Genomic DNA, 19,281 nt, shown 5'->3' on the forward strand with positions numbered 1-19,281 from the left:
ATAAAGGGATTAATAAGGATAAAAAGAATAAATTAAGGATAGTGGTATGAAAAATTAGTTCGGTTTTTAGGAGGAAATGGTTTTGACACGAAAAAGACTGCGAGAATTAGGAAAATCTATTGGAAAGTATAAAACAGGTGAATATAACAGCATTACAGATGTGGAAGGGGTAAAAGTAGGGCATTGTACATTAAGGGAAGATCGCGATGATACCACAATCCGAACGGGTGTAACAGCGATTCTTCCACATAGCGGAAATCTGTTTCGTGAGAAGGTTTTTGCCAGCAGTCATGTAATTAATGGATTTGGTAAAACAGCGGGTACGATTCAAATAAATGAACTTGGTTTATTAGAAAGTCCAATTATGTTAACAAATACGCTATCAGTTGGAGATGTACTACAAGGGACGGTCCAGTACATGTTAGAGAAGACACCGGAAATAGGTGATACTGCTGGAACGGTAAATGCGGTAGTTGGAGAATGTAATGATGGCTATCTAAATGATATAAGGGGTCTTCATGTTGGTCGGGAGCATGTGAAAAAAGCAATTGAATCGGCAAAGTCAGGGGTTGTGGAAGAAGGATGTGTTGGAGCAGGAACAGGAATGCTTTGTTTAGGATTTAAAGGTGGGGTTGGGACAAGCTCACGAATTCATCTATTTGGTCAGGAAAAGTACACAGTAGGAGCACTCGTTGTCACTAATTTTGGACAAAGGAAGGATTTAAGAATTCCAACAGTATCCGACGAGACTTCTGAAAAACAACTTCCGGATGGCTCCATTATGATTATTTTAGCAACAGATGCCCCTTTAAATGACCGCCAATTAGAACGATTAGCAAAAAGAGCATCTTTTGGTCTCTCGAGAACAGGGTCATATGCAACGCATGGCAGCGGAGATATTGTCATTTCCTTTTCAACGGCACATAAAGTCCCTCACCAACCATCAACGAATGAAAATACAATGAGTTACAACTTTTTAAGAGAGGATGGGAAGTATATATCGCAATTATTTGAGATGACCGTAGATACAGTAGAAGAAGCTATTTGGAATTCTCTTTGTAAGGCGGAAACGATTACGGGACGAAAAGGACGAACGGTTGAAGCTTTTCCATATGAATTATTAGATGACTGGAATTTTTTTAACGAAGTGCGTAAAAAATGAGGCAATCACTAACTAAAGACTACTCTAAAGGAAGGGACGCAGCATGTACAACATTTTACCAAAGTCGTTTTATGAGCAACCGACATTGCAGCTGGCAGAATCGCTCCTAGGTTGTTTACTTATAAAAGAAACACCTGAAGGGACAGCTTCGGGGTATATAGTGGAAACAGAGGCATACCTAGGACCAGAGGATCGGGCTGCACATAGTTATCAAAATCGACGCACGAAACGGACAGAAGTAATGTTTGGTGAAGCGGGATTCGTGTATACATATGCCATGCATACGCACTGTCTTGTAAATGTGGTAAGTGGACCAGTTGAAAAACCAGAAGCAGTGTTGATTCGTGCCGTGGAACCTTACGAGGGGATACCATTAATGGAAAAGAGAAGAGCAAAACAGCCGAGAAAAAATTGGACAAACGGACCTGGGAAACTAACAAAGGCGTTAGGAATTACAATGGAAGATTACGGTCATCATTTTACAGCTCCTCCGCTATTCCTAGCAGAAGGATATAAACCAACAGAAATTGCAGTAGGCAAAAGAGTAGGCATTGAAAATACAGGAGAGGCACGTGATTATCCTTGGAGATTTTGGGTGAAGGATAATCAGTATGTGTCAAGGTGATGCAAGTCAGCTGTGGAAGTAACTCGAACAACTTTGAAAAGTAAATAACTGCAAGGTTTCTATTAATGCGGGCATGATAAAAGAAAAAGCAGCTTACACTTAAGTTGTTCATTTAAGGAGTGACTTGGATGAAATACTTCCTTTTAATTATCATGTTCTTTTCTTGTTTTTCTTCTGCAGCTTCTGCACGAAATATATTACTGCACGAGGCACATGGAAAAGAGTTAGCCATTGTTATTGATGACCTTGGCAATAATATGAAAGGAACGGATCAAATTTTACAGCTTCCTGTGACGTTAACGGTAGCGATTATGCCTTTTTTATCGACCTCAGAGAAAGATGCAAAAAAAGCCCATCAACTTGGTCATGAAGTAATTGTACATTTACCGATGGAGCCAATTTCTGGCAAGAAGAGTTGGTTAGGGCCAGGTGCCATCACAACTGACTTAAGTGATAAGGAGATTAGAAAAAGAGTAGAGGCCGCTATAGATGGGGTTCCTCACGCGGTAGGAATTAACCATCATATGGGATCAAAAGCAACAGCAGACGAAAGGGTAATGAGAATAGTACTTGAAGTTTGTAAAGAACGTGGATTTTACTATCTTGATAGTAAAACAACAGGGAAAAGTGTCATCCCTAAAATGGCAAAAGAACTAGGAGTACCCTATTTAGAAAATAACTTATTTTTTGACGATATTTATACGATTCAACATATAGTGAAACAAGCAAGAAAGCTATCACAAAATTTAGAGGAAGATGTTCAAGCAATTGCAATCGGACATGTTGGCATACCAGGAGAAAAAGTTGCTACAACCTTAGCAGAGTTTCTTCCGCTATATAAACAAAAAGCCAACATCGTACCATTATCAGACCTAATCCAGGAATATCATCTAATAGATGAGAGCATGCCATAAAGAAAAGCGGAAGCGGCTCGTTCAGCTCGCGAAGAAAATAGGGATTACCCTCAAAAGGCGCCTTTTGCCTTTAGAGGGAAATCATCTTTTTCACAGCGAGCTAGCCGCTGAAGCTGGCCATAAAGAAAAGCGGAAGCGGCTCGTTCAGCTCGCGAAGAAAATAGGGATTACCCTCAAAAGGCGCCTTTTGCCTTTAGAAGGAAATCATCTTTTTCACAGCGAGCTAGCCGCTGAAGCTGGCCATAAAGAAAAGCGGAAGCGGCTCGTTCAGCTCGCGAAGAAAATAGGGATTACCCTCAAAAGGCGCCTTTTGCCTTTAGAGGGAAATCATCTTTTTCACAGCGAGCTAGCCGCTGAAGCTGGCCATAAAGAAAAGCGGAAGCGGCTCGACCAGCTCGCGAAGAAAATAGGGATTACCCTCAAAAGGCGCTTTTTGCCTTTAGAGGGAAATCATCTTTTTCACAGCGAGCTAGCCGCTGAAGCTGGCCATAAAGAAAAGCGGAAGCGGCTCGACCAACTCGTGAAGAAAATAGGCATATTTCTTCCCATTGTTCGATACATTTTTATATAATTTCATTGTTTAGTGCAAAGGTGCATTTTAATAAAAGGTTGTTTGTATGAAAAAAAGTATTTTTAAGCATCGTAAAATCGTTTAGGGTAACCAAAATGAATCGATTCTATACCACTTTGGCACTAAATTTGCTTTTTTTATATTAGATAGTGGCGGCTTGGTTTCATCTACCATGTGAGTTTTTCGTAAAGAGTGTTGCTTTTTAACTGAAAACTAAGTTGGACCTACTAAGTTGATTGGAACGGAGGGCACTTGACTCCTGCGGGAAGAGAGGGAAGTGGGAGACCCCACAGGCGAGAAGCCGAGGAGGCTCCCATTCCTCCCCAAGGAGTCTTGTGCCCGTATCGGAAATCAACGGGTAAAATCCATAGCTGAAAACAACAATCTATGAGAAAAGAGCTTAATAAAAAGAAAAAATTCTAAGATGAATAGGTAGATTAAATAAGGGAGCGGATGAAAATGAATTATGCGATAGTGACTGGCGCTTCGAGAGGTCTTGGTGAATCCATCGGTAAGCTATTTCTCGAAAGTAATACAGCATTAATTACCATTTCTCGATCAAAAAATGAACAACTTGAAAAGCTGGCAGCGGAAAAAGGATTACCTTTTCAGCATTTCTTTTGTGACTTGTCTGTAGGATTAGAAACGGAAAAGGTTTTTAAAGAAGTAGCTTCCGTCGTGTTCAATGAAGATGTAAACAAAGTATATTTTGTTCAAAATGCTGGTCTTGTAACACCGATTGGTCAAGTAGGGCAGCTAGATACGAAAGCAATGGAAGACAGTCTTCATGTCAACTTGCTTTCTCCGATGATTGCTACAAATGAAATGCTACATGCAGCGACGGAAAGCAAGGCAGAACTCATAATTGTCAATATTAGTTCAGGTGCAGGAAGCCGTCCGGTACATGGTTGGGGTACATATTGCACAACGAAAGCGGGATTAAATATGTTCACGGAAACAGTTGCACTCGAACTTTCCAAAAATCATAGTAAACATAAAGCGATTGCTTTCAGCCCAGGAATTATGGATACCGACATGCAAGGAACAATCCGCTCCTCTACAAAGGAATCTTTTGATGACATAGAGAAGTTTCAACGATATAAAAAAGAAGGAATGCTTCGTGATACAGATACAGTAGCTCAAGCATTAATGGGATTACTGTTAGGGGACAAAATAGAAAGCGGGAAATTATATCACGTGAATAACTTGCTATAAGTTGCAATGAATAAAAGGTGTAAACGGGCTTAGAAGCCTTTTCTCCCTGTTTATTCCGAAATAAAAAGCCTGCACTGACCTATTGGTCGATGCAGGCTGAAATAGTTATGCTACTTTTTTCCGTGTGAACTTCGGAAAGTCCAAATAGATTGCTATTATACCACATATGGCAATGAGGATTGGATAAAATGCATAGGAAAGGATACTAACAGGGGAAATTCCCGCTACTTCCGCTGCAACTAGCATTTGTGCCCCGTAAGGAAGCAACCCCTGAACAGCACAGGAAAAAATGTCTAAAATACTTGCTGATTTACGACGATCAACTTCGTACTTGTCCGCAATGTTTTTTGCTAGAGGACCGGCAATAATAATAGAGATAGTATTGTTGGCAGTTGAAAGATTAGTAGAACTGACCAACCCAGCCATTGCAAGTTGTGCCCCTTTATGCGAACGAACATTTCTTGTCATATAGTAAAGTAACGCTTGGATACCACCGTTATGACGAATGATTTCGACAACACCACCGATAAGCATAGCGAGAAAGGCGGTTTCTCCCATACCAAGCATTCCTTCCGTTATACTTTGAAGGTAGGAAGAAAATGTGAAGCTCCCATCAATAAAACCGATGATCCCGGAAAGTAAAATACCTCCAAGTAAGACGACGAACACATTCAATCCAATGAGTGCTCCAATCAAAACTCCCAAGTAAGGAATAATTTTTATCGCATCGAAGTCACCAACATTAACTGTCGTTTGATTCCCTTGTGTCATAATAAGCAAAATAATAACCGTTACAATTGCTGCAGGTAAGACGATGAAAAAGTTTACTTTGAATTTATCTTTCATTTCAGTTTGTTGTGTTCTAACAGCTGCAATTGTCGTATCGGAAATAAACGATAAGTTGTCACCAAACATAGCTCCTCCGATAACCGTTGCCATCGCTAGTGTGGAAGAAATATCTGTTTGTGTACTAATGCCAAGTCCAATCGGTGCAAGTGCAGCAATTGTTCCCATCGAAGTCCCCATCGAAAGCGAGACGAATGCAGCGATAATGAACAAGCCTGCAATCAACATGTTTTCTGGGATAAAAGATAATGAAAGGTTTACCGTAGAATCCACTGCACCCATTCTACTAGCAGACTCAGAAAAGGCCCCTGCTAATAAAAAGATAAATACCATAATGATAATATCTGTGTGACCAGTACCCTTCGCGAACAATTCAATTTTAGTAGAAAGCGATTCTTTCCTGTTCATCACTAAGGCTACAATAGCAGCGATTAATATAGCTGCAAGTACTGGAAAAGCATAAAAGTCCCCGGTAATAATCCCTGCACCTAAAAACAACGCAATAAATATAACTAATGGCAGTAAAGCCAACAAACTACCTTTTTGAGAATCCAAGTTAAGCACTCCTTTTTAATTTTCATGTTGTCTAGCTTCAGCGAGCTAAACGAGCCACTTCCGCTTTTCGCTTGTCTAGCTCCAGCGGCTAGCTCGCTGTGAAAAAGATGATTACCCTCAAAAGGCAAAAGACGCCTTTGGAGGGTAATCCCTATTTTCTTCGCGAGCTAAACGAGCCACTTCCGCTTTTCGCTAAAAAAACCCCTTCTAATAAGAAGAGGTTTCCACAATAAAAAGAAACGCTCTTCTTATCGTTCAAGCTACTTGCTTGCTGGATGTGGCACAGCACTCATAAAGAGTCCGCTGCCGAGGCTTCATTGGACCAGTCCCTCCGCCTCTCTGGATAAGAAGAAAATCGTATATATTAAAATTCCTTCCCATACTTTAATGCGTTTCAGAGAAAAAGTCAAACGGAAACAGTTGGATATTGATCTTTGTGCTTAATAGACGTTCCTTCTGTTCTTAACAATGGAGGTATGATTTTACATAAAAAGGTAGTTTGTCCAGAAAACCAAAGAATTTGTCTAGAAAAGATAGAAAGGTGTCCAATAAATCAATAGAATTGTCTAGAATAATAGAGAAAGTGTCCAGTAACCCCTAAACTTTGTCCAATAATAGATTCAAGAATGTTTATTCCACTATCTACAGGCTTTTTCATGTTAAATACTAGCAACAAGTGGAGAAGCAATACTCATAAAAGAAAGAAAAAAATGTTATTTACATTCCAGCAGTATCCATCTAATATTAGACTGATAATGTAAAATAATGTTTATGTTTATAAAAGTCCAGCATTTTAGGAAAAGCTTCAGGGGGATACAGAATGAATAAATCTAATCGTAACCAGATTTTCACATTAAAAGGCTTTTATTTACTTACCTTTTTTGGTGTCGGAAGTCTTACTCCATTATTAAGTGTGTATTTAAGTGAAGTAGCGCATCTTAGTGGTTCGCAAATAGGGACGATTATGTCGATTGGGCCCATTGTGATGATCTTTTTCCAGCCACTTTGGGGGATGGTGAGTGACAAAACAAATCGACCTACACTGGTTCTTGGGATTACGACCTTTTTAGCAGGAGTGTTTGCACTAGGATATTTACCAGTAGGAAATTATATTGGCTTTTTTCTTGTCGCTTTTTTAGTAGCAGTTTTTCAAAGTGCGATTATTCCAGTTTCAGATAGTATTAGCTTAAAGTATACAAGTAAAGTAGGGTATGATTACGGCAATATTAGGCTTTATGGTTCATTAGGCTTTGGATTGGCAGTTTTTTTAATGGGGCGGTTTTCAGAAGGGGCAATCGGTCCGACGATTATTTTCTACTCCTTCTTTGCCTGTTTGGTTATTGCAGCATTTATATCTATTGGGTTTCCTAAAGAGAAAGCAACGGTAAAATTAGATTTAAAAGCTGGGATAAAAGAGCTGTTTAAAATAAAAAGGTTTCTTTTATTCTTGGCAGTTACTTTTCTAGTGTTTGGTCCCAACCTTGCAAATAATACGTATTTTGGTTTGTTTGTAGAAGATTCTGGTGGAACATATGCTGGAATTGGGTTGGCGTTTTTGATAGCGGTACTATCGGAGGTGCCATTTATGAGATTGGCTGGAAACTGGATAAACAGGTTCGGCTTACTAACAGTGGCATTACTTGCGGGAGCTGCTTCCCTTATCAGATGGCTCTTTTATTTTACAGAACCAAGTTTATGGCTTGTGTACGGTTCTTCCGTTATGCAAGGGTTGGCAATTGGATTATTTATTCCTGCGGGGTTGCAATATATTAGGGATATCACTCCTGCTCATATTACCGCAACGGCCGTTACTATTTACTCGGCAATTGGAAACGGGTTGGGGAACTGGTTCAGTACTTTTGTTGGGGGATTTGTAATGGAAAACTTCAGTATTTATGCTGTGTATTTATTCTTTGCCCTCCTTTCCTTCATTGGTGTTCTTCTTTGCTTTGTGTTAATGAAGGAGGAGAAAAATCAAACAATAGCATATGTAAAAGCATCCAGTTAAATAAAAAATATATTTTTTATTTAACTTCCTTAAAACAATAATGGGTGTCCTCTACAGGTCATAGAATGGTAGAGGGCACTTTTTTTGTATGAAAAAGAAGGATTTCTGAAGAGTTTAGCTAATAACTAAGATGGAAAAGATGTTCATAGTGGGATACCTGCATACATGGGATGGAACAAATGAAAAAATAGTAGTTCTTCGGTCTCGTTCGACGAACAAGATAAACGTAAAGCTGGTATTCTTGAAGCAGAAAAAGCATATGTATGTAAAGTTACACTAACGGACAAGGAGTCCATTAAGGAGAATGTACAATGAGGATTCTCATACTAGGTGGAACATCGTTTGTTGGCAGGCATTTTACAGAAGAGTCATTAAAAAGAGGCTTTGACGTTACGTTATTTAATCGAGGAAAGACAAATACAGAGCTTTATCCAGAGGTGGAGAAATTAATTGGAGACCGGGATGGCAATTTAGAAAGCGTAAAAGGAAAGCAATGGGATATTGTTATCGATACGAGTGGGTATGTTCCTAGAGTAGTAGAGCAATCTATTGAGGCTTTAAAAGGGAATATCGGTCATTACGTGTTTATTTCATCCATTTCCGTTTATAAAGATTTTCGAGAAGGAAGAAGAGCGGAAGGAGATCCGGTAGGGAAACTGGAGAACGAGCAGATAGAAGAAGTAACAGGGGAGACGTATGGTCCGCTTAAGGCTCTCTGTGAAGAAGTGGTTACAAGTGAGCTCCCTGACAAGAATCTTATTATTCGCCCAGGGTTAATCGTTGGTCCTTATGATACGACAGACCGATTCACATATTGGGTAGACCGCTTTTCGAGAGGTGGAGAAATCCTTGTGCCTGGTACGGGAACAAGAGAGGTCCAATGGGTAGATGTCCGTGATTTAGTTACATGGACTTTAAACATGGCAGAAAAGAAGGAAACGGGCACATATAATGTAACAGGACCTAGTGAGCATTATACGATGGGGGAGCTCATTGATACACTCGATAAATGGACTTCCACCCATTCAACGAAAATCGATTGGGTTGGAAGTGACTTCCTTATCGAACAAGGTGTGCAGCCGTTTACGGAGCTTCCGCTATGGGTACCAATAAATGATGAGTATCCAGCCGGTTATATTTTAGCTGATATTCTAAAAGCAACCAATAAGGGCCTTACCTTCCGTAGACCGGTGGAAACAATTGAAGATATATGGCATTGGCATAATGCGAGAGACGTTCAAGATCTAAAAGCAGGATTAGATCACAATAAAGAGACTTCTTTGCTGCATGAATGGAAACGAAGAAATGAGAAAAAAGAATAATGGTTACTACAAAAAAGGGAATTGACGTTTAAAGTCATTTCCCTTTTTCGCCTATTTTATGCCTAGTGCTGCAAGATCAGATATCGGGACTGATCCAGGCATTGTTTTACCTTTAATCATTTTTCTAATTTTTGTACGTATTCGTGTACCATCTCAGGCGTTACAAACTTCCTTGTAGGAGCAACGCCATTTTTTGCTAACTCATTAATTCTTTTTGAAATTAAATTAATAGAATCTGTGGTAAACTCTTTCCCTTCTTTGCATAGAGAAACGGCTTCCTCTATATAAAGCTCCCGCTGTTGATCTAATGCCCAAAACTGCTTAGCGATTTGATGCTGTTTTGTAGAATGGGCGGATATTTCCTTATGTACGCTCATTGCCCTCACTCCTCTAAGTTATACTCTGATAAATATCTCTTTCTATTATGCATCGAAAATGGTTGGGTTGTATAGTGGTGGGCTATATTTAGATGAGGATGCTAAGTGTGAAAAGGATTGCTTGTCTGAAAAAACGGATTATTTGTCCAAATAACTTGGAAAAGTGTCCGGAAAATAGGAAAGAGTGTCTAAAATATCAAAAGGTTTGTCCAATAACAAGGATGTTAGAAGTTGCTAGATACAAGCGAAAGTCCATTTAGGGAGGGAATCTAGGGGAGAGAAAGTTTGTAATTAAGGTTGTAGAATCAGGAAAATTGGTAGGAATACAGTAAAAAGCAGCGGGATTCGGTAATGCCCCGCTGCTTTTTACTCACAAAATCGGTGACAACAAACGTGAAACGGATTCTTTGAGACGGATTTTTAATGTTCTTTTTTGATATTCTTCAATTGTAAGCTCACGGCTTAGGTGAAGATCGTTTTCAAAGATGTCACCTAGGTTCTTAGAAATAAGACGATCATAGATAAACGCATTTACTTCAAAATTTAGCCTAAAACTTCTTACATCGATATTGGCGGTACCGACAGAGGAAAGCTCATCATCGACGACGATCGTTTTCGCATGAATAAATCCATTTTCATAAATGAAAATTCTCGCTCCTGCTTTTAAAAGTTCGCCGATATAAGAGAACGTGGCCCAATATACAAACATGTGATCAGGCTTGTTAGGAATCATAATTCGTACATCAATTCCACTAAGGGCGGCAATCCTTAATGAATCTAATAAGCTTGCGTCTGGAACAAAGTAAGGTGTTTGAATGAAAATTGACTTTTTCGCACTTGTAATCAATTTTATATATCCATTTTTTATTTGCTCCCATTCCGAATCAGGGCCAGAGGTGACAATTTGAATGCCGGCATTCCCTTCAAAATGGTGTTGCGGAAAGTAGCGGGTGTTATAGGCAATCTTGTAACGGCTTGCCTGATTCCAATCAAGTATGAAACGAGTTTGCATCGCTAGTGCTGCCCGCCCGATAATTCTCAAGTGTGTATCCCGCCAGTAACCAAATCGCTTATTTAAGCCTAAATATTCGTCTCCGATATTAAATCCGCCGACATAGCCGACTTTACCATCAATAATTACAAGTTTCCGGTGATTTCGGTAATTAATCCTTGGGTTAATAAAGGGAATTCGTGATGGAAAAAATACTTCAACTTCTCCACCGGCAGCGATAAACTCCCGAAAGAATTTTTTTCTTGTTCCTCTAGAACCCATTTCATCATACAGTATTCTGACCCTGACGCCTTGTTTTGCTTTTTCCGTAAGCTTATCAACAATACCTTTTCCAAGTTTGTCCTTTTTTAGAATATAATATTGCAGATGTATATGATTTTCAGCTTTGTCGATATCTGCTAATAAGGAGTCAAATTTTTCTTTCCCATCGGTAAAGATATCCACTGAATTTTCTTGCGTAAGTACTGCTCCATTGTTGATTAGATGCATATATATTAAGTCTTGATGCTTATAAGTTGCTTCTTCTCTAAAAGGAAACTCGTGGTTTTTGAGATGCTTTATTTGCTCTGCTATCAACCCCTCAATTCCAATTTTATTAATATCTTCCCATTCAAATAAATGTTTTCGACTTAAGTTTTGTCCGAATATAAGATACATGATAAATCCTAGTAATGGTATGAACAAAAGTACCATCAACCAAGCCCATGTTGCTCCTGCATCTTTTCTTTCGAGAAAGATGACAACAGCAGCAAATGCTACGTTGAGAACAAATAAAACACCTAATAAAATAGCTAAAATATCCATTAATTATGCTCCTTCAGTGAAACTTTCACTAGCTGTACATATAGTTGTGCCAAATGTGTACACTTCTTATATAACATATATAGCTTCCTAAAAATAGTATATACGAAAAATGGTGGAAAAAAGGATAGAAATATTTTTGGTTCAATGAATTATAAATGAACATGGAAATTATCCTATAAAAAGTACATTTCTTCCGTTTCAAACAGGTGAAAGGTCCGTCCCTTACCGCTTTAAAGTGCTGAGGGACGGACCTTTTGTTTACTTATTCATTTGTAGACGTCTTTCCCTTCGTTTTTTTGCATCTTCAAATAGTTCTTTTTCTTCTTCTGTTTGAGGGATAACACCTGGCACCTCACTTGGAGCTCCATCGTCATCTATGGCCACCATTGTTAGAATTGAGGTGGTGGTGAGTGTTCGCGACCTCATTTTTAAGTTTTCACACTCGACTTTTACATACACTTCCATTGATGTTCTCCCAGTAGAAATCACGAAGGCTTCCAACGTTAAAATATCACCAACTTTTGCAGATGATAAGAAGTTGACTGTGTCGATAGAAGCGGTGACAACGACCATTTTACTGTGTTTCATAGCGGATATTGCAGCGATCTCATCAATATAGGCCAATATTGTGCCTCCAAAAATTGTTCCCATATGATTTGTATCCGGGGGTAATACTAGTTTTGTTTGGATTGTTCTAGAATCATTTGACGATAGCTTCTCCATGACATTAATCCCTCATTTCCTAATTTTTTTGAGAGGGAGAGGGTAATAGTTTCTCTTCCAACAAAAATCCCCATCACTCAAAAAGAGGATGGGGAAGAGAAAACATTGATAAATTATAGACAAATGAGATAAACTACCTGCCTAGTAAACTACCTTTGTTCTATCTTCCCAACTCCCGAAGAAGATAACACGTCATAAATATGGCAGGTCTCCTGACTTGTGCTTCCTTCTACTCTAAGACCTTCCCATCCTGCTCGGACAGTGGATTCTCTTATTTCGTCAGCACATACAGTTGCGGGAACAGTTCTGGACTTTCACCAGATTCCCTATTAAGTCTATAGTAGACACCATATTTATTGGGGTATGAAAATAGTTACAATAAAGTAAACGTTAATTTAATCATATAGGTAGAAACCTTTAAATACAATCTGTTTTTTATTGAACAGGTTCTTGCTCTGTTACAACTTGCTCATCTGCTATATCTTCCGGTGTTGCTTTTTTTACAAATAACGATACAACAAAGCCGACAATTGCAAAACCTAGCGCGATAAGGTAAACAAGCTCAACTCCAGCCACGAATGACTGAGTTATTGTTTCTGGGTCCGTTGGGGTTGCGGAGGATTCCAAGTAACTTTGCCGTCTTCCTGTCATGATACTAATAAACACAGACACCCCGATTGCACCAGACACAGGTTGCAACGTGTTCATAATCGCCGTTCCATGAGGATACAATCGTTTTGGCAGCTGGTTTAATCCGTTTGTTTGCGCTGGCATCATAATCGCTGCAACGGAAAGCATTAATACGATATAACAGGCGATTATGACCCAAATAGGTGTATCAATTCCGACTCGACTTAATACAAACATAACCCCTGTTAGCAAGAATGTTGCCGGGATCATTAACTTCCGTGGACCGAACTTATCGAAAAGTTTTCCCATAACTGGCGACATTAACCCATTCAACAAACTTCCTGGAAGTAAAACTAACCCTGCGGTCGCTGCGGAAAGTGCTAATGGCCCTTGCATATACATCGGTAAAATAATTTCTGATGAAAACATCGACATAATGATAATGATAAATAAAACAACGGCTAGTGTGAACATCGGGTATTTAAATACTCTTACATCTAGCATAGGTTCTTCTAGTCTTAACTGGCGGATTGTAAATAAAACTAATGATACAGCGCCAATTACAATTGGCAATAAAACTTTCGGTTCAAGAAAACTTGCATCTCCTTCTCCAGCAAAGCTGAAACCTAATACAACGCCACCAAATCCTAACGTAGAAAGAAGAATGGAAAGGACATCAACTTTCGGCTTTGTCACTTCACCAACATTTTGCAAATACTTAAAGGCAAAAGCGATGGAGAAAAGAGCAAATGGAATAACCGTAATAAATAGGTATCTCCATCCTAAATGTTCGACAATAATTCCTGATAATGTTGGACCGATAGCCGGGGCAAACATAATAACAAGTCCAACTGTTCCCATCACGGCACCGCGGCGCTCTGGTGGGAAAATTAATAAAAATGTATTAAAAATGATTGGGATTAAAAACCCTGTTCCAACCGCTTGCAGCAATCTTCCCGCAAGAAGAATAGAAAATGTCGGTGCCATCGCACATATTACGGTACCAATCGTAAACACCGTCATCGTTCCCATAAACATTTTCCTCGTTGTAAACGATTGAAGCATTAAAGCGGAAACTGGTGTTAATATTCCCATTACAAGCATAAACCCAGTCGCCATCCACTGTACGGTTGCAGTAGAAATACTGAACTCTTTCATTAAGGTTGTTAACGCGATATTCAATAATGTTTCATTCAAAATCGCAAAAAAGGCACCAATAATGAGGGAGATAATAACTGGTTTTACCTTAAAACTAGGGTCATCCGCTAAAAATTCATATTGTACTTTATTTTCGTCCATCTATACTCTCCTTTGTTTGTGCGTATTCCTGCAAAACCACATATTACTACACCTAAGATTGAATTGGAAGGAAATTAATTATTACATTTTTGTAAGGAGATAAAAACTGAATATGAAAATTGTTACATTTGCCTCTTTCACTAGTCAAGGCACTAGGAAGGGAGCTAACGATTCCTTATATTGTTAAAGAAGAATAGGTGGATCGTAAAAGAAGTTACAGCAAAAATGAAAGAATTAGAGCCTTTTTGTCAGAAAAACAATGAAAGAGCACCGAAAAAATCGATGCTCTTTTTACTTTAAAAATAGAAACCACTGACCCATTCTGCCAAATATGCACATAAAACAGCAGCATAGGTACCTACAATATTCCCGAGTATTCCCATTAACAACCCGACAGGAGCTAACGATGGTTGGAATACCGAAGCGACAACAGGTGCAGAACTTGTCCCACCGATATTACCTTGTGATCCTACAGCAACAAAGAAGAGTGGAGCACGAAGCAATCTAGCAGCTAAAAAGATAATAATGACATGGATAGCTAGCCAAACAATTCCCATAAGGACATATTGAGGTGCGTCTACAACATACATTAAATCTGCTTTTGCACCAATTGTTGCAAGTAGTAAGTAAATCCCTGCGTAACCAATCTTACTTGCACCGTAGTTTTCTAAATTGCTTACTTTTGTGAATGAGAAGATAATCCCAACCGCAGAAATAATCATAATTGTCCACGTTCCAGCGGATAGTACAGAAGTTTCCGGAAGCGTTTCAGAGAACTTACGGATAACGTAGGCAACACCAAACCCTAAGCCTAGAATAGCTGCAAGATGTGGTACAGTAATTGGTCTAGAATTTTTGCGTTCAATTTCACTCATATCATCGTTTACTTTCTTAATGACAGAGTTGTCCGCTTTGTTCCATTTATTGAATTTGTGTTGGAAACCAGCCAAGAAGATCATTATCCCCATCCAGCTATAGCCGACAACTGTATCGACAACGATAATTGGAGATAGAATTTCCTTCGGTGTTCCGGTTGCTTCAATCAATGCAGCCATATTTGCACTTCCGCCAATCCAGCTACCTGCTAGGGCGGCAACCCCAGTCCATGCTTCTTCAGGTAGAAGAGGCTGGAAGAGTGCTAATGCGATTGGACCACCGATGATGACTCCAAATGTACCTGCAAGGAACATGCCTATCGCTTTAGGTCCAAGCTTTAATGTTGCTGGAACATTTGCCGATAATAGTAGAAGCAATAACCCCACAGGCAAAATGTAAGTTGATGTAAAATCGTATAATGCGGAACTATCGGGGATGATTCCAACTGTAGTAGAAATCATTGGAATAAAATAAACCCAAATTAATGGCGGTGCATAATGAAAAAACTTTTGTAGAGAAGGTATTTTTGACTCCCCTAAAATAAAAAGAAGCCCTACAACAGCGGCTAAATATGCGAAGATTGCCATTGGTTCTTGGATTAAAGGACTACTGAATAGTATCATGTTCAAACCTCCTTAAAAAATAGACTTTACTATCATAACATTGAAAACGCTTTATCCGTTGATTTTAGAATCTTGGAAATACTTTTTAAAGTGATTCCATTTTAATGCAAAAGGCATTTAGACAATAAAAAATTGCCATGAGAATCCATGACAATTTCACTAAATGTTGTTTAGTTGGTGGTTAAGAAGGTAGCTTAAAATTAAGCTTTTTTGGGATTAGATATAATCTTTATTTAACTTTACTAATAACTCCAATAATCCAATATAAACAAGAGGATACCAGTTATCATGGAAATTCCAAAAAGCATAAATAGAAAGTCAAAAAAGTTGTCCATGAACATTTGCCTTTGGTTTTCACGTTTGAAATTCCTAACTTCTTTTCGATAATCTTTTACAGAGTTCATATTTATCCCCCTCTTTAAACGGATTAGAACGTTGTAATTACTATTTTCAAGGAGGGTAGAGGAAAATCCTGCTTTTATGTAAAAAAATTGTTGAAAAGATAGTGTTTATAGTCCATTTTGGATATTTTTGAAGAGGGTAACCTTTGCTTTAACTTTACCTAGGGAGAGAAGGCAAGTGTTTGAAGTGAATTCTAATGAGGCTTTCTAGGTTCCTAGACACTTTTCTTCGGATACTGGACAAATTCCTAGGGTTCCTAGACAAAATTTATGGATTACTGGACAATATTTAAACTATATTGGACAAACTTGTTGCTTTTCTAGACAAATTTACTTTTATTGGAGATAAAGTTCATTTTTCTCTACTTAGTCAAGGAACTTAAATCTAGAAGCTATTGTCCCGTCGCGAGAGCTTACTGGATAGATTTCCTGATTTATTTTTCTTTGTAAGTAGGAATTCCCATCCTAAAGCGGGGCAATTTAACAACAAAAAGGCCGGCAAATAGCCGACCCTTTTTCTGTTATTAGTGAAGGTGGTTTTCAGAAATTTGACTCAATGCAACCCCTGCACTTCTGTCTGATTTCTGTTGTACTGCCAAATCTCCTAGGGCTAACATTCCAACTAACTGACCATTCTCCACAACTGGCAGACGACGAATTTGGCGTTCTGCCATTAGTGCTGATGCTGACTCAACAGAGGCATCAGGTGAAATGGTTACAGCATTTTGGGTCATAACTTGTGAAACAGCACCTGGTTTTGACTGAGTCAGTCCTCTTATCGTTAAGTCACGGTCAGTTACCATTCCAACTACTTGGCCGTTTTCCACTACAGGCATTGCTCCAACATTCATAGAAGACATTTTACTAGCAACTTCTTGTAGTGAGTCCTGGTTAGAACAAGCTTCTACATGTCTTGTCATAATATCACGTACTTGCATTATAACTCCCCCTTAATGATTATTGACAGTACGTATATAGTATTTGGTTGAAGTCGTTTTCTATTCAAATAGTCACTATCCATTATTTTCAAAAATATATTAGGGGGATTTTTATACTCAGTGTGTTGTGAGTAAAAAAATATTAAGTCCGTCAGAAGAGTCAGGAGTTAATTTTAAAGAGAAGTGTTGTCAGATGTACCAAGATGATGAAAAACCATGACGAAAAAAGGGATAATAAGTATAGAAAGGAATACTAGTAAAATGAAAAGGAATTGAGAACCCGCAGTGAGGTGTTTCTTCACATCTTCTTTATGGTCTTGTGCAAAATTCTTTAATTCGTCATTCATAATGACAGAAGAAGTATCTAACAGTTTTTCCTCGTCTAGATTATAGTAATAAATTTCTCCTTTCTGAAATTGAAAAAAATCATCACGGGTTTGTTCATAAGTGACAAAAAGAACTTTTACCTTATATTCCTTTGTTTCCTCCTCATTAATGGCTACATCTGTATGCACATCGATAAAGTCTTTTACTGCTACACTTTCCTTTGTATAGTAGGCTTCCTCTGTTAAGACTTTTTCAATACTGTTTATAATGGGGTCTTCCGCTTTTGTATTTAAAGAAAAGACTAAAGGTACAATGAATAATGTACATAACAGTATTGCGGTAAAATACCTTTTCATTCTGTCCCTCCTCAGAGCAGAGATTTTAGAACTATAACTTGTACTTTCACTTTATGTGAAGAATAGAGAAGTTAGAATAGCTAAAATAGAAAAGGGTTCAATGGGTCTGTCCACCATGGCTAATTATTTTAAAAAACATCTAAAATAAGATTAATCATTAAAATAGAGGGTATAAAATAACGGAATATGTAGCACGGAAAATCTATTAAAAAAGTTGAAACTTTATTACTTCCGAATCGTACAAATGATTAGCGACTATTTTTCAAACGGGGTGAATTCATTGAAGGAGAATGAACGATTAAAGCAGGTCATTATCAAGTTGTCGAAGGTTGGAGTTACTATAACAAAAACAAAGTCAAGAAGAGAAATTTTTCATTCTTTAAAGGCTTACGAACCGCTTCCAAAAACATTTACTACTTAGTACTCCTACTTGAAACAAAAGGACAGACATAATTCCTTATTTTTCCCTATATAAATAAGTAATGACTGGAGGGATAAATATGGAACGAACGATGTATGATGTCCAGACCTTACGGGAGATACGTAAAAGGGCAGACGAAATATCTTATTACTGTATGGGGAAAAATCGCCTACAGAATCCGCAAAATATTATAGTTGCGTTGGATCAAGTATGCCGTGCGTTAGCGATGTTCGCAGAAACGGAAATCCAAAAAGTGAAAAATGAAAATATCTCTTATGATCCACAAAGTTATATTAAAGGAAGACTTGGAATTGCTTATCGAACCATTCATCAAGACCCTCAAGGTGATTCGCATACAGCCTAAGTAAAGAGGTTGACTCAGAAATCAACGGATTTCCGGAACGTCTATAGCTAAAACGGTCCGTATCATCCAAAACAAAAGGGACGGTCCCTTCAGGTGAATATCTATCACTTTTTTGAGTCAGCCCCTTACTTTTTTCTATTTATGATTTAAACAAAAGGTAAGGAGTATAGAAGCAAAGAAGGATAACCGGCTAGTCGGTTATCCTTCTCTACTGTCGGGGCTTATGAAAGCCCATCGCACTTTATTTCTTTTTTCTTTTTGCAATAACTCGATACACAAGGAAGAGGACAATAACAATGACCCCTGCTGCGACTGTAAGTAGAGTAAAGTTTTCTTCAATAAATGGTTTTGCTTGTTCCCCTAAGGCTAAGATGATTGCACCTTCGAGGAAAAAGCGGAAGCCTCGTCCTATTAATGACCATAATAATAAAACTCTTATTTTAATTTTTGATACCCCAGCAAAAATGGTGAAAACTTTATATGGAATTGGTGTAAAGCCGGCAACCAATATTGCTAAAGGACCGTATTTATTAAAATAGCCCTCTACCTTTTGAAGTTTTTCTTCAGAGATGAAAAAGCGAAGAATTGGACGCCCTAGTTTTTTTCCGATAAACCAACCTAATAATGCTCCTAAAACCGATGCTATTGTTGTGTATAAAGCGTAATACAACGCATTATCCGGGTTCGCGATAGCAAGGGGAAGCAAGATAACATCTGGTGGAATAGGAAAGAAAGATGATTCTGTAAATGCTACCACAATTAATCCCCATACCCCATATTCTAATAACCATGTTTCGAATTGATGAATCAGTTCTGACATATTCTATATAAGCTCCTTTAATATGCGTTTTTAACATATGAAGTATATCATGTTTTCTAGTATAGCGTAATCTAAAGTTGTAATGAAACAAA

At 38.3% G+C, this 19,281-nt stretch carries 19 protein-coding genes and 2 riboswitches; of the genes, 9 read left to right on the forward strand and 10 right to left on the reverse strand.

Annotated elements, in window-relative coordinates; translation table 11 throughout:
• The first annotated feature begins 76 nt into the window (after positions 1–76).
• From ACFSUL_RS00475 to ACFSUL_RS00495, 5 genes are all read left to right on the forward strand, one after another.
• Entirely contained in the window at positions 77–1,162 is a 1,086-nt protein-coding gene (locus tag ACFSUL_RS00475; RefSeq protein ID WP_377931666.1) for a DmpA family aminopeptidase, read from the forward strand.
• Between the two features lie 43 nt (positions 1,163–1,205).
• Complete coding sequence (locus tag ACFSUL_RS00480; protein ID WP_377931668.1) at positions 1,206–1,787, forward strand: DNA-3-methyladenine glycosylase; 582 nt, start codon at positions 1,206–1,208, stop codon at positions 1,785–1,787.
• A gap of 128 nt (positions 1,788–1,915) precedes the next feature.
• Positions 1,916–2,701 (forward strand): divergent polysaccharide deacetylase family protein, encoded by a 786-nt coding sequence (locus ACFSUL_RS00485; RefSeq protein ID WP_377931670.1) that lies wholly within the window; start codon positions 1,916–1,918, stop codon positions 2,699–2,701.
• On the forward strand, positions 2,685–3,272 hold the full coding sequence (locus ACFSUL_RS00490; protein WP_377931672.1) for a hypothetical protein: 588 nt from the start codon (positions 2,685–2,687) through the stop codon (positions 3,270–3,272). The genes ACFSUL_RS00485 and ACFSUL_RS00490 overlap by 17 nt, the downstream gene beginning before the upstream one ends.
• Positions 3,273–3,731: 459 nt before the next feature.
• Positions 3,732–4,487: a (S)-benzoin forming benzil reductase gene (locus tag ACFSUL_RS00495; protein ID WP_377931674.1), complete on the forward strand. Its 756-nt coding sequence runs from the start codon at positions 3,732–3,734 to the stop codon at positions 4,485–4,487.
• Positions 4,488–4,592: 105 nt separating this feature from the next.
• On the opposite strand, the gene ACFSUL_RS00500 is transcribed toward ACFSUL_RS00495, so the two are convergent.
• Complete coding sequence (locus tag ACFSUL_RS00500) at positions 4,593–5,888, reverse strand: Na+/H+ antiporter NhaC family protein (protein WP_377931676.1); 1,296 nt, start codon at positions 5,886–5,888, stop codon at positions 4,593–4,595.
• Positions 5,889–6,133: 245 nt separating this feature from the next.
• Positions 6,134–6,238: riboswitch (SAM riboswitch) on the reverse strand.
• Between the two features lie 470 nt (positions 6,239–6,708).
• On the opposite strand from ACFSUL_RS00500, the gene ACFSUL_RS00505 reads away from it, so the two are divergent.
• Positions 6,709–7,896, forward strand: coding sequence for an MFS transporter (locus tag ACFSUL_RS00505; RefSeq protein ID WP_377931678.1), 1,188 nt, complete (start codon positions 6,709–6,711; stop codon positions 7,894–7,896).
• A 311-nt stretch (positions 7,897–8,207) separates the two neighbouring features.
• Complete coding sequence (locus ACFSUL_RS00510) at positions 8,208–9,218, forward strand: NAD-dependent epimerase/dehydratase family protein (protein ID WP_377931680.1); 1,011 nt, start codon at positions 8,208–8,210, stop codon at positions 9,216–9,218.
• Positions 9,219–9,334: 116 nt separating this feature from the next.
• Here ACFSUL_RS00510 and ACFSUL_RS00515 read toward each other — a convergent pair whose 3' ends face one another.
• From ACFSUL_RS00515 to ACFSUL_RS00550, 8 genes are all read right to left on the reverse strand, one after another.
• Positions 9,335–9,595, reverse strand: coding sequence for a YpbS family protein (locus tag ACFSUL_RS00515; RefSeq protein ID WP_377931682.1), 261 nt, complete (start codon positions 9,593–9,595; stop codon positions 9,335–9,337).
• Positions 9,596–9,965: 370 nt separating this feature from the next.
• A complete protein-coding gene (gene cls / locus ACFSUL_RS00520) occupies positions 9,966–11,411 on the reverse strand; it encodes a cardiolipin synthase (RefSeq protein WP_377931684.1) in 1,446 nt (481 codons plus the stop codon).
• Between the two features lie 258 nt (positions 11,412–11,669).
• Entirely contained in the window at positions 11,670–12,134 is a 465-nt protein-coding gene (locus tag ACFSUL_RS00525; protein ID WP_377931686.1) for an acyl-CoA thioesterase, read from the reverse strand.
• A gap of 185 nt (positions 12,135–12,319) precedes the next feature.
• A riboswitch (cobalamin riboswitch) is annotated at positions 12,320–12,501 on the reverse strand.
• Between the two features lie 68 nt (positions 12,502–12,569).
• On the reverse strand, positions 12,570–14,063 hold the full coding sequence (locus ACFSUL_RS00530) for an MDR family MFS transporter (RefSeq protein WP_377931688.1): 1,494 nt from the start codon (positions 14,061–14,063) through the stop codon (positions 12,570–12,572).
• A 296-nt stretch (positions 14,064–14,359) separates the two neighbouring features.
• A complete protein-coding gene (locus ACFSUL_RS00535) occupies positions 14,360–15,562 on the reverse strand; it encodes a DUF819 family protein (protein ID WP_377931690.1) in 1,203 nt (400 codons plus the stop codon).
• 242 nt (positions 15,563–15,804) lie between these two features.
• Positions 15,805–15,966: a hypothetical protein gene (locus ACFSUL_RS00540; RefSeq protein WP_377931692.1), complete on the reverse strand. Its 162-nt coding sequence runs from the start codon at positions 15,964–15,966 to the stop codon at positions 15,805–15,807.
• A gap of 521 nt (positions 15,967–16,487) precedes the next feature.
• A complete protein-coding gene (locus tag ACFSUL_RS00545; protein WP_377931728.1) occupies positions 16,488–16,904 on the reverse strand; it encodes a CBS domain-containing protein in 417 nt (138 codons plus the stop codon).
• A 170-nt stretch (positions 16,905–17,074) separates the two neighbouring features.
• Positions 17,075–17,584 carry a hypothetical protein gene (locus ACFSUL_RS00550; RefSeq protein ID WP_377931694.1) on the reverse strand — a complete coding sequence of 170 codons (510 nt, stop codon included), beginning with the start codon at positions 17,582–17,584 and terminating at the stop codon, positions 17,075–17,077.
• A gap of 280 nt (positions 17,585–17,864) precedes the next feature.
• Here ACFSUL_RS00550 and ACFSUL_RS00555 point away from each other — a divergent pair, with 280 nt between their 5' ends.
• On the forward strand, positions 17,865–18,005 hold the full coding sequence (locus tag ACFSUL_RS00555) for an Lmo0850 family protein (RefSeq protein ID WP_377931696.1): 141 nt from the start codon (positions 17,865–17,867) through the stop codon (positions 18,003–18,005).
• Positions 18,006–18,084: 79 nt separating this feature from the next.
• A complete protein-coding gene (locus tag ACFSUL_RS00560; RefSeq protein WP_377931697.1) occupies positions 18,085–18,369 on the forward strand; it encodes a hypothetical protein in 285 nt (94 codons plus the stop codon).
• A 241-nt stretch (positions 18,370–18,610) separates the two neighbouring features.
• Here the strand turns inward: ACFSUL_RS00560 and ACFSUL_RS00565 are convergent, their stop codons facing one another.
• Positions 18,611–19,189 (reverse strand): YqaA family protein, encoded by a 579-nt coding sequence (locus tag ACFSUL_RS00565; protein WP_377931698.1) that lies wholly within the window; start codon positions 19,187–19,189, stop codon positions 18,611–18,613.
• Positions 19,190–19,281: the final 92 nt, after the last annotated feature.

It is taken from the genome of Bacillus seohaeanensis, assembly GCF_042684945.1.
In the GTDB taxonomy this organism is placed as follows: domain Bacteria; phylum Bacillota; class Bacilli; order Bacillales; family Bacillaceae_B; genus Rossellomorea; species Rossellomorea seohaeanensis.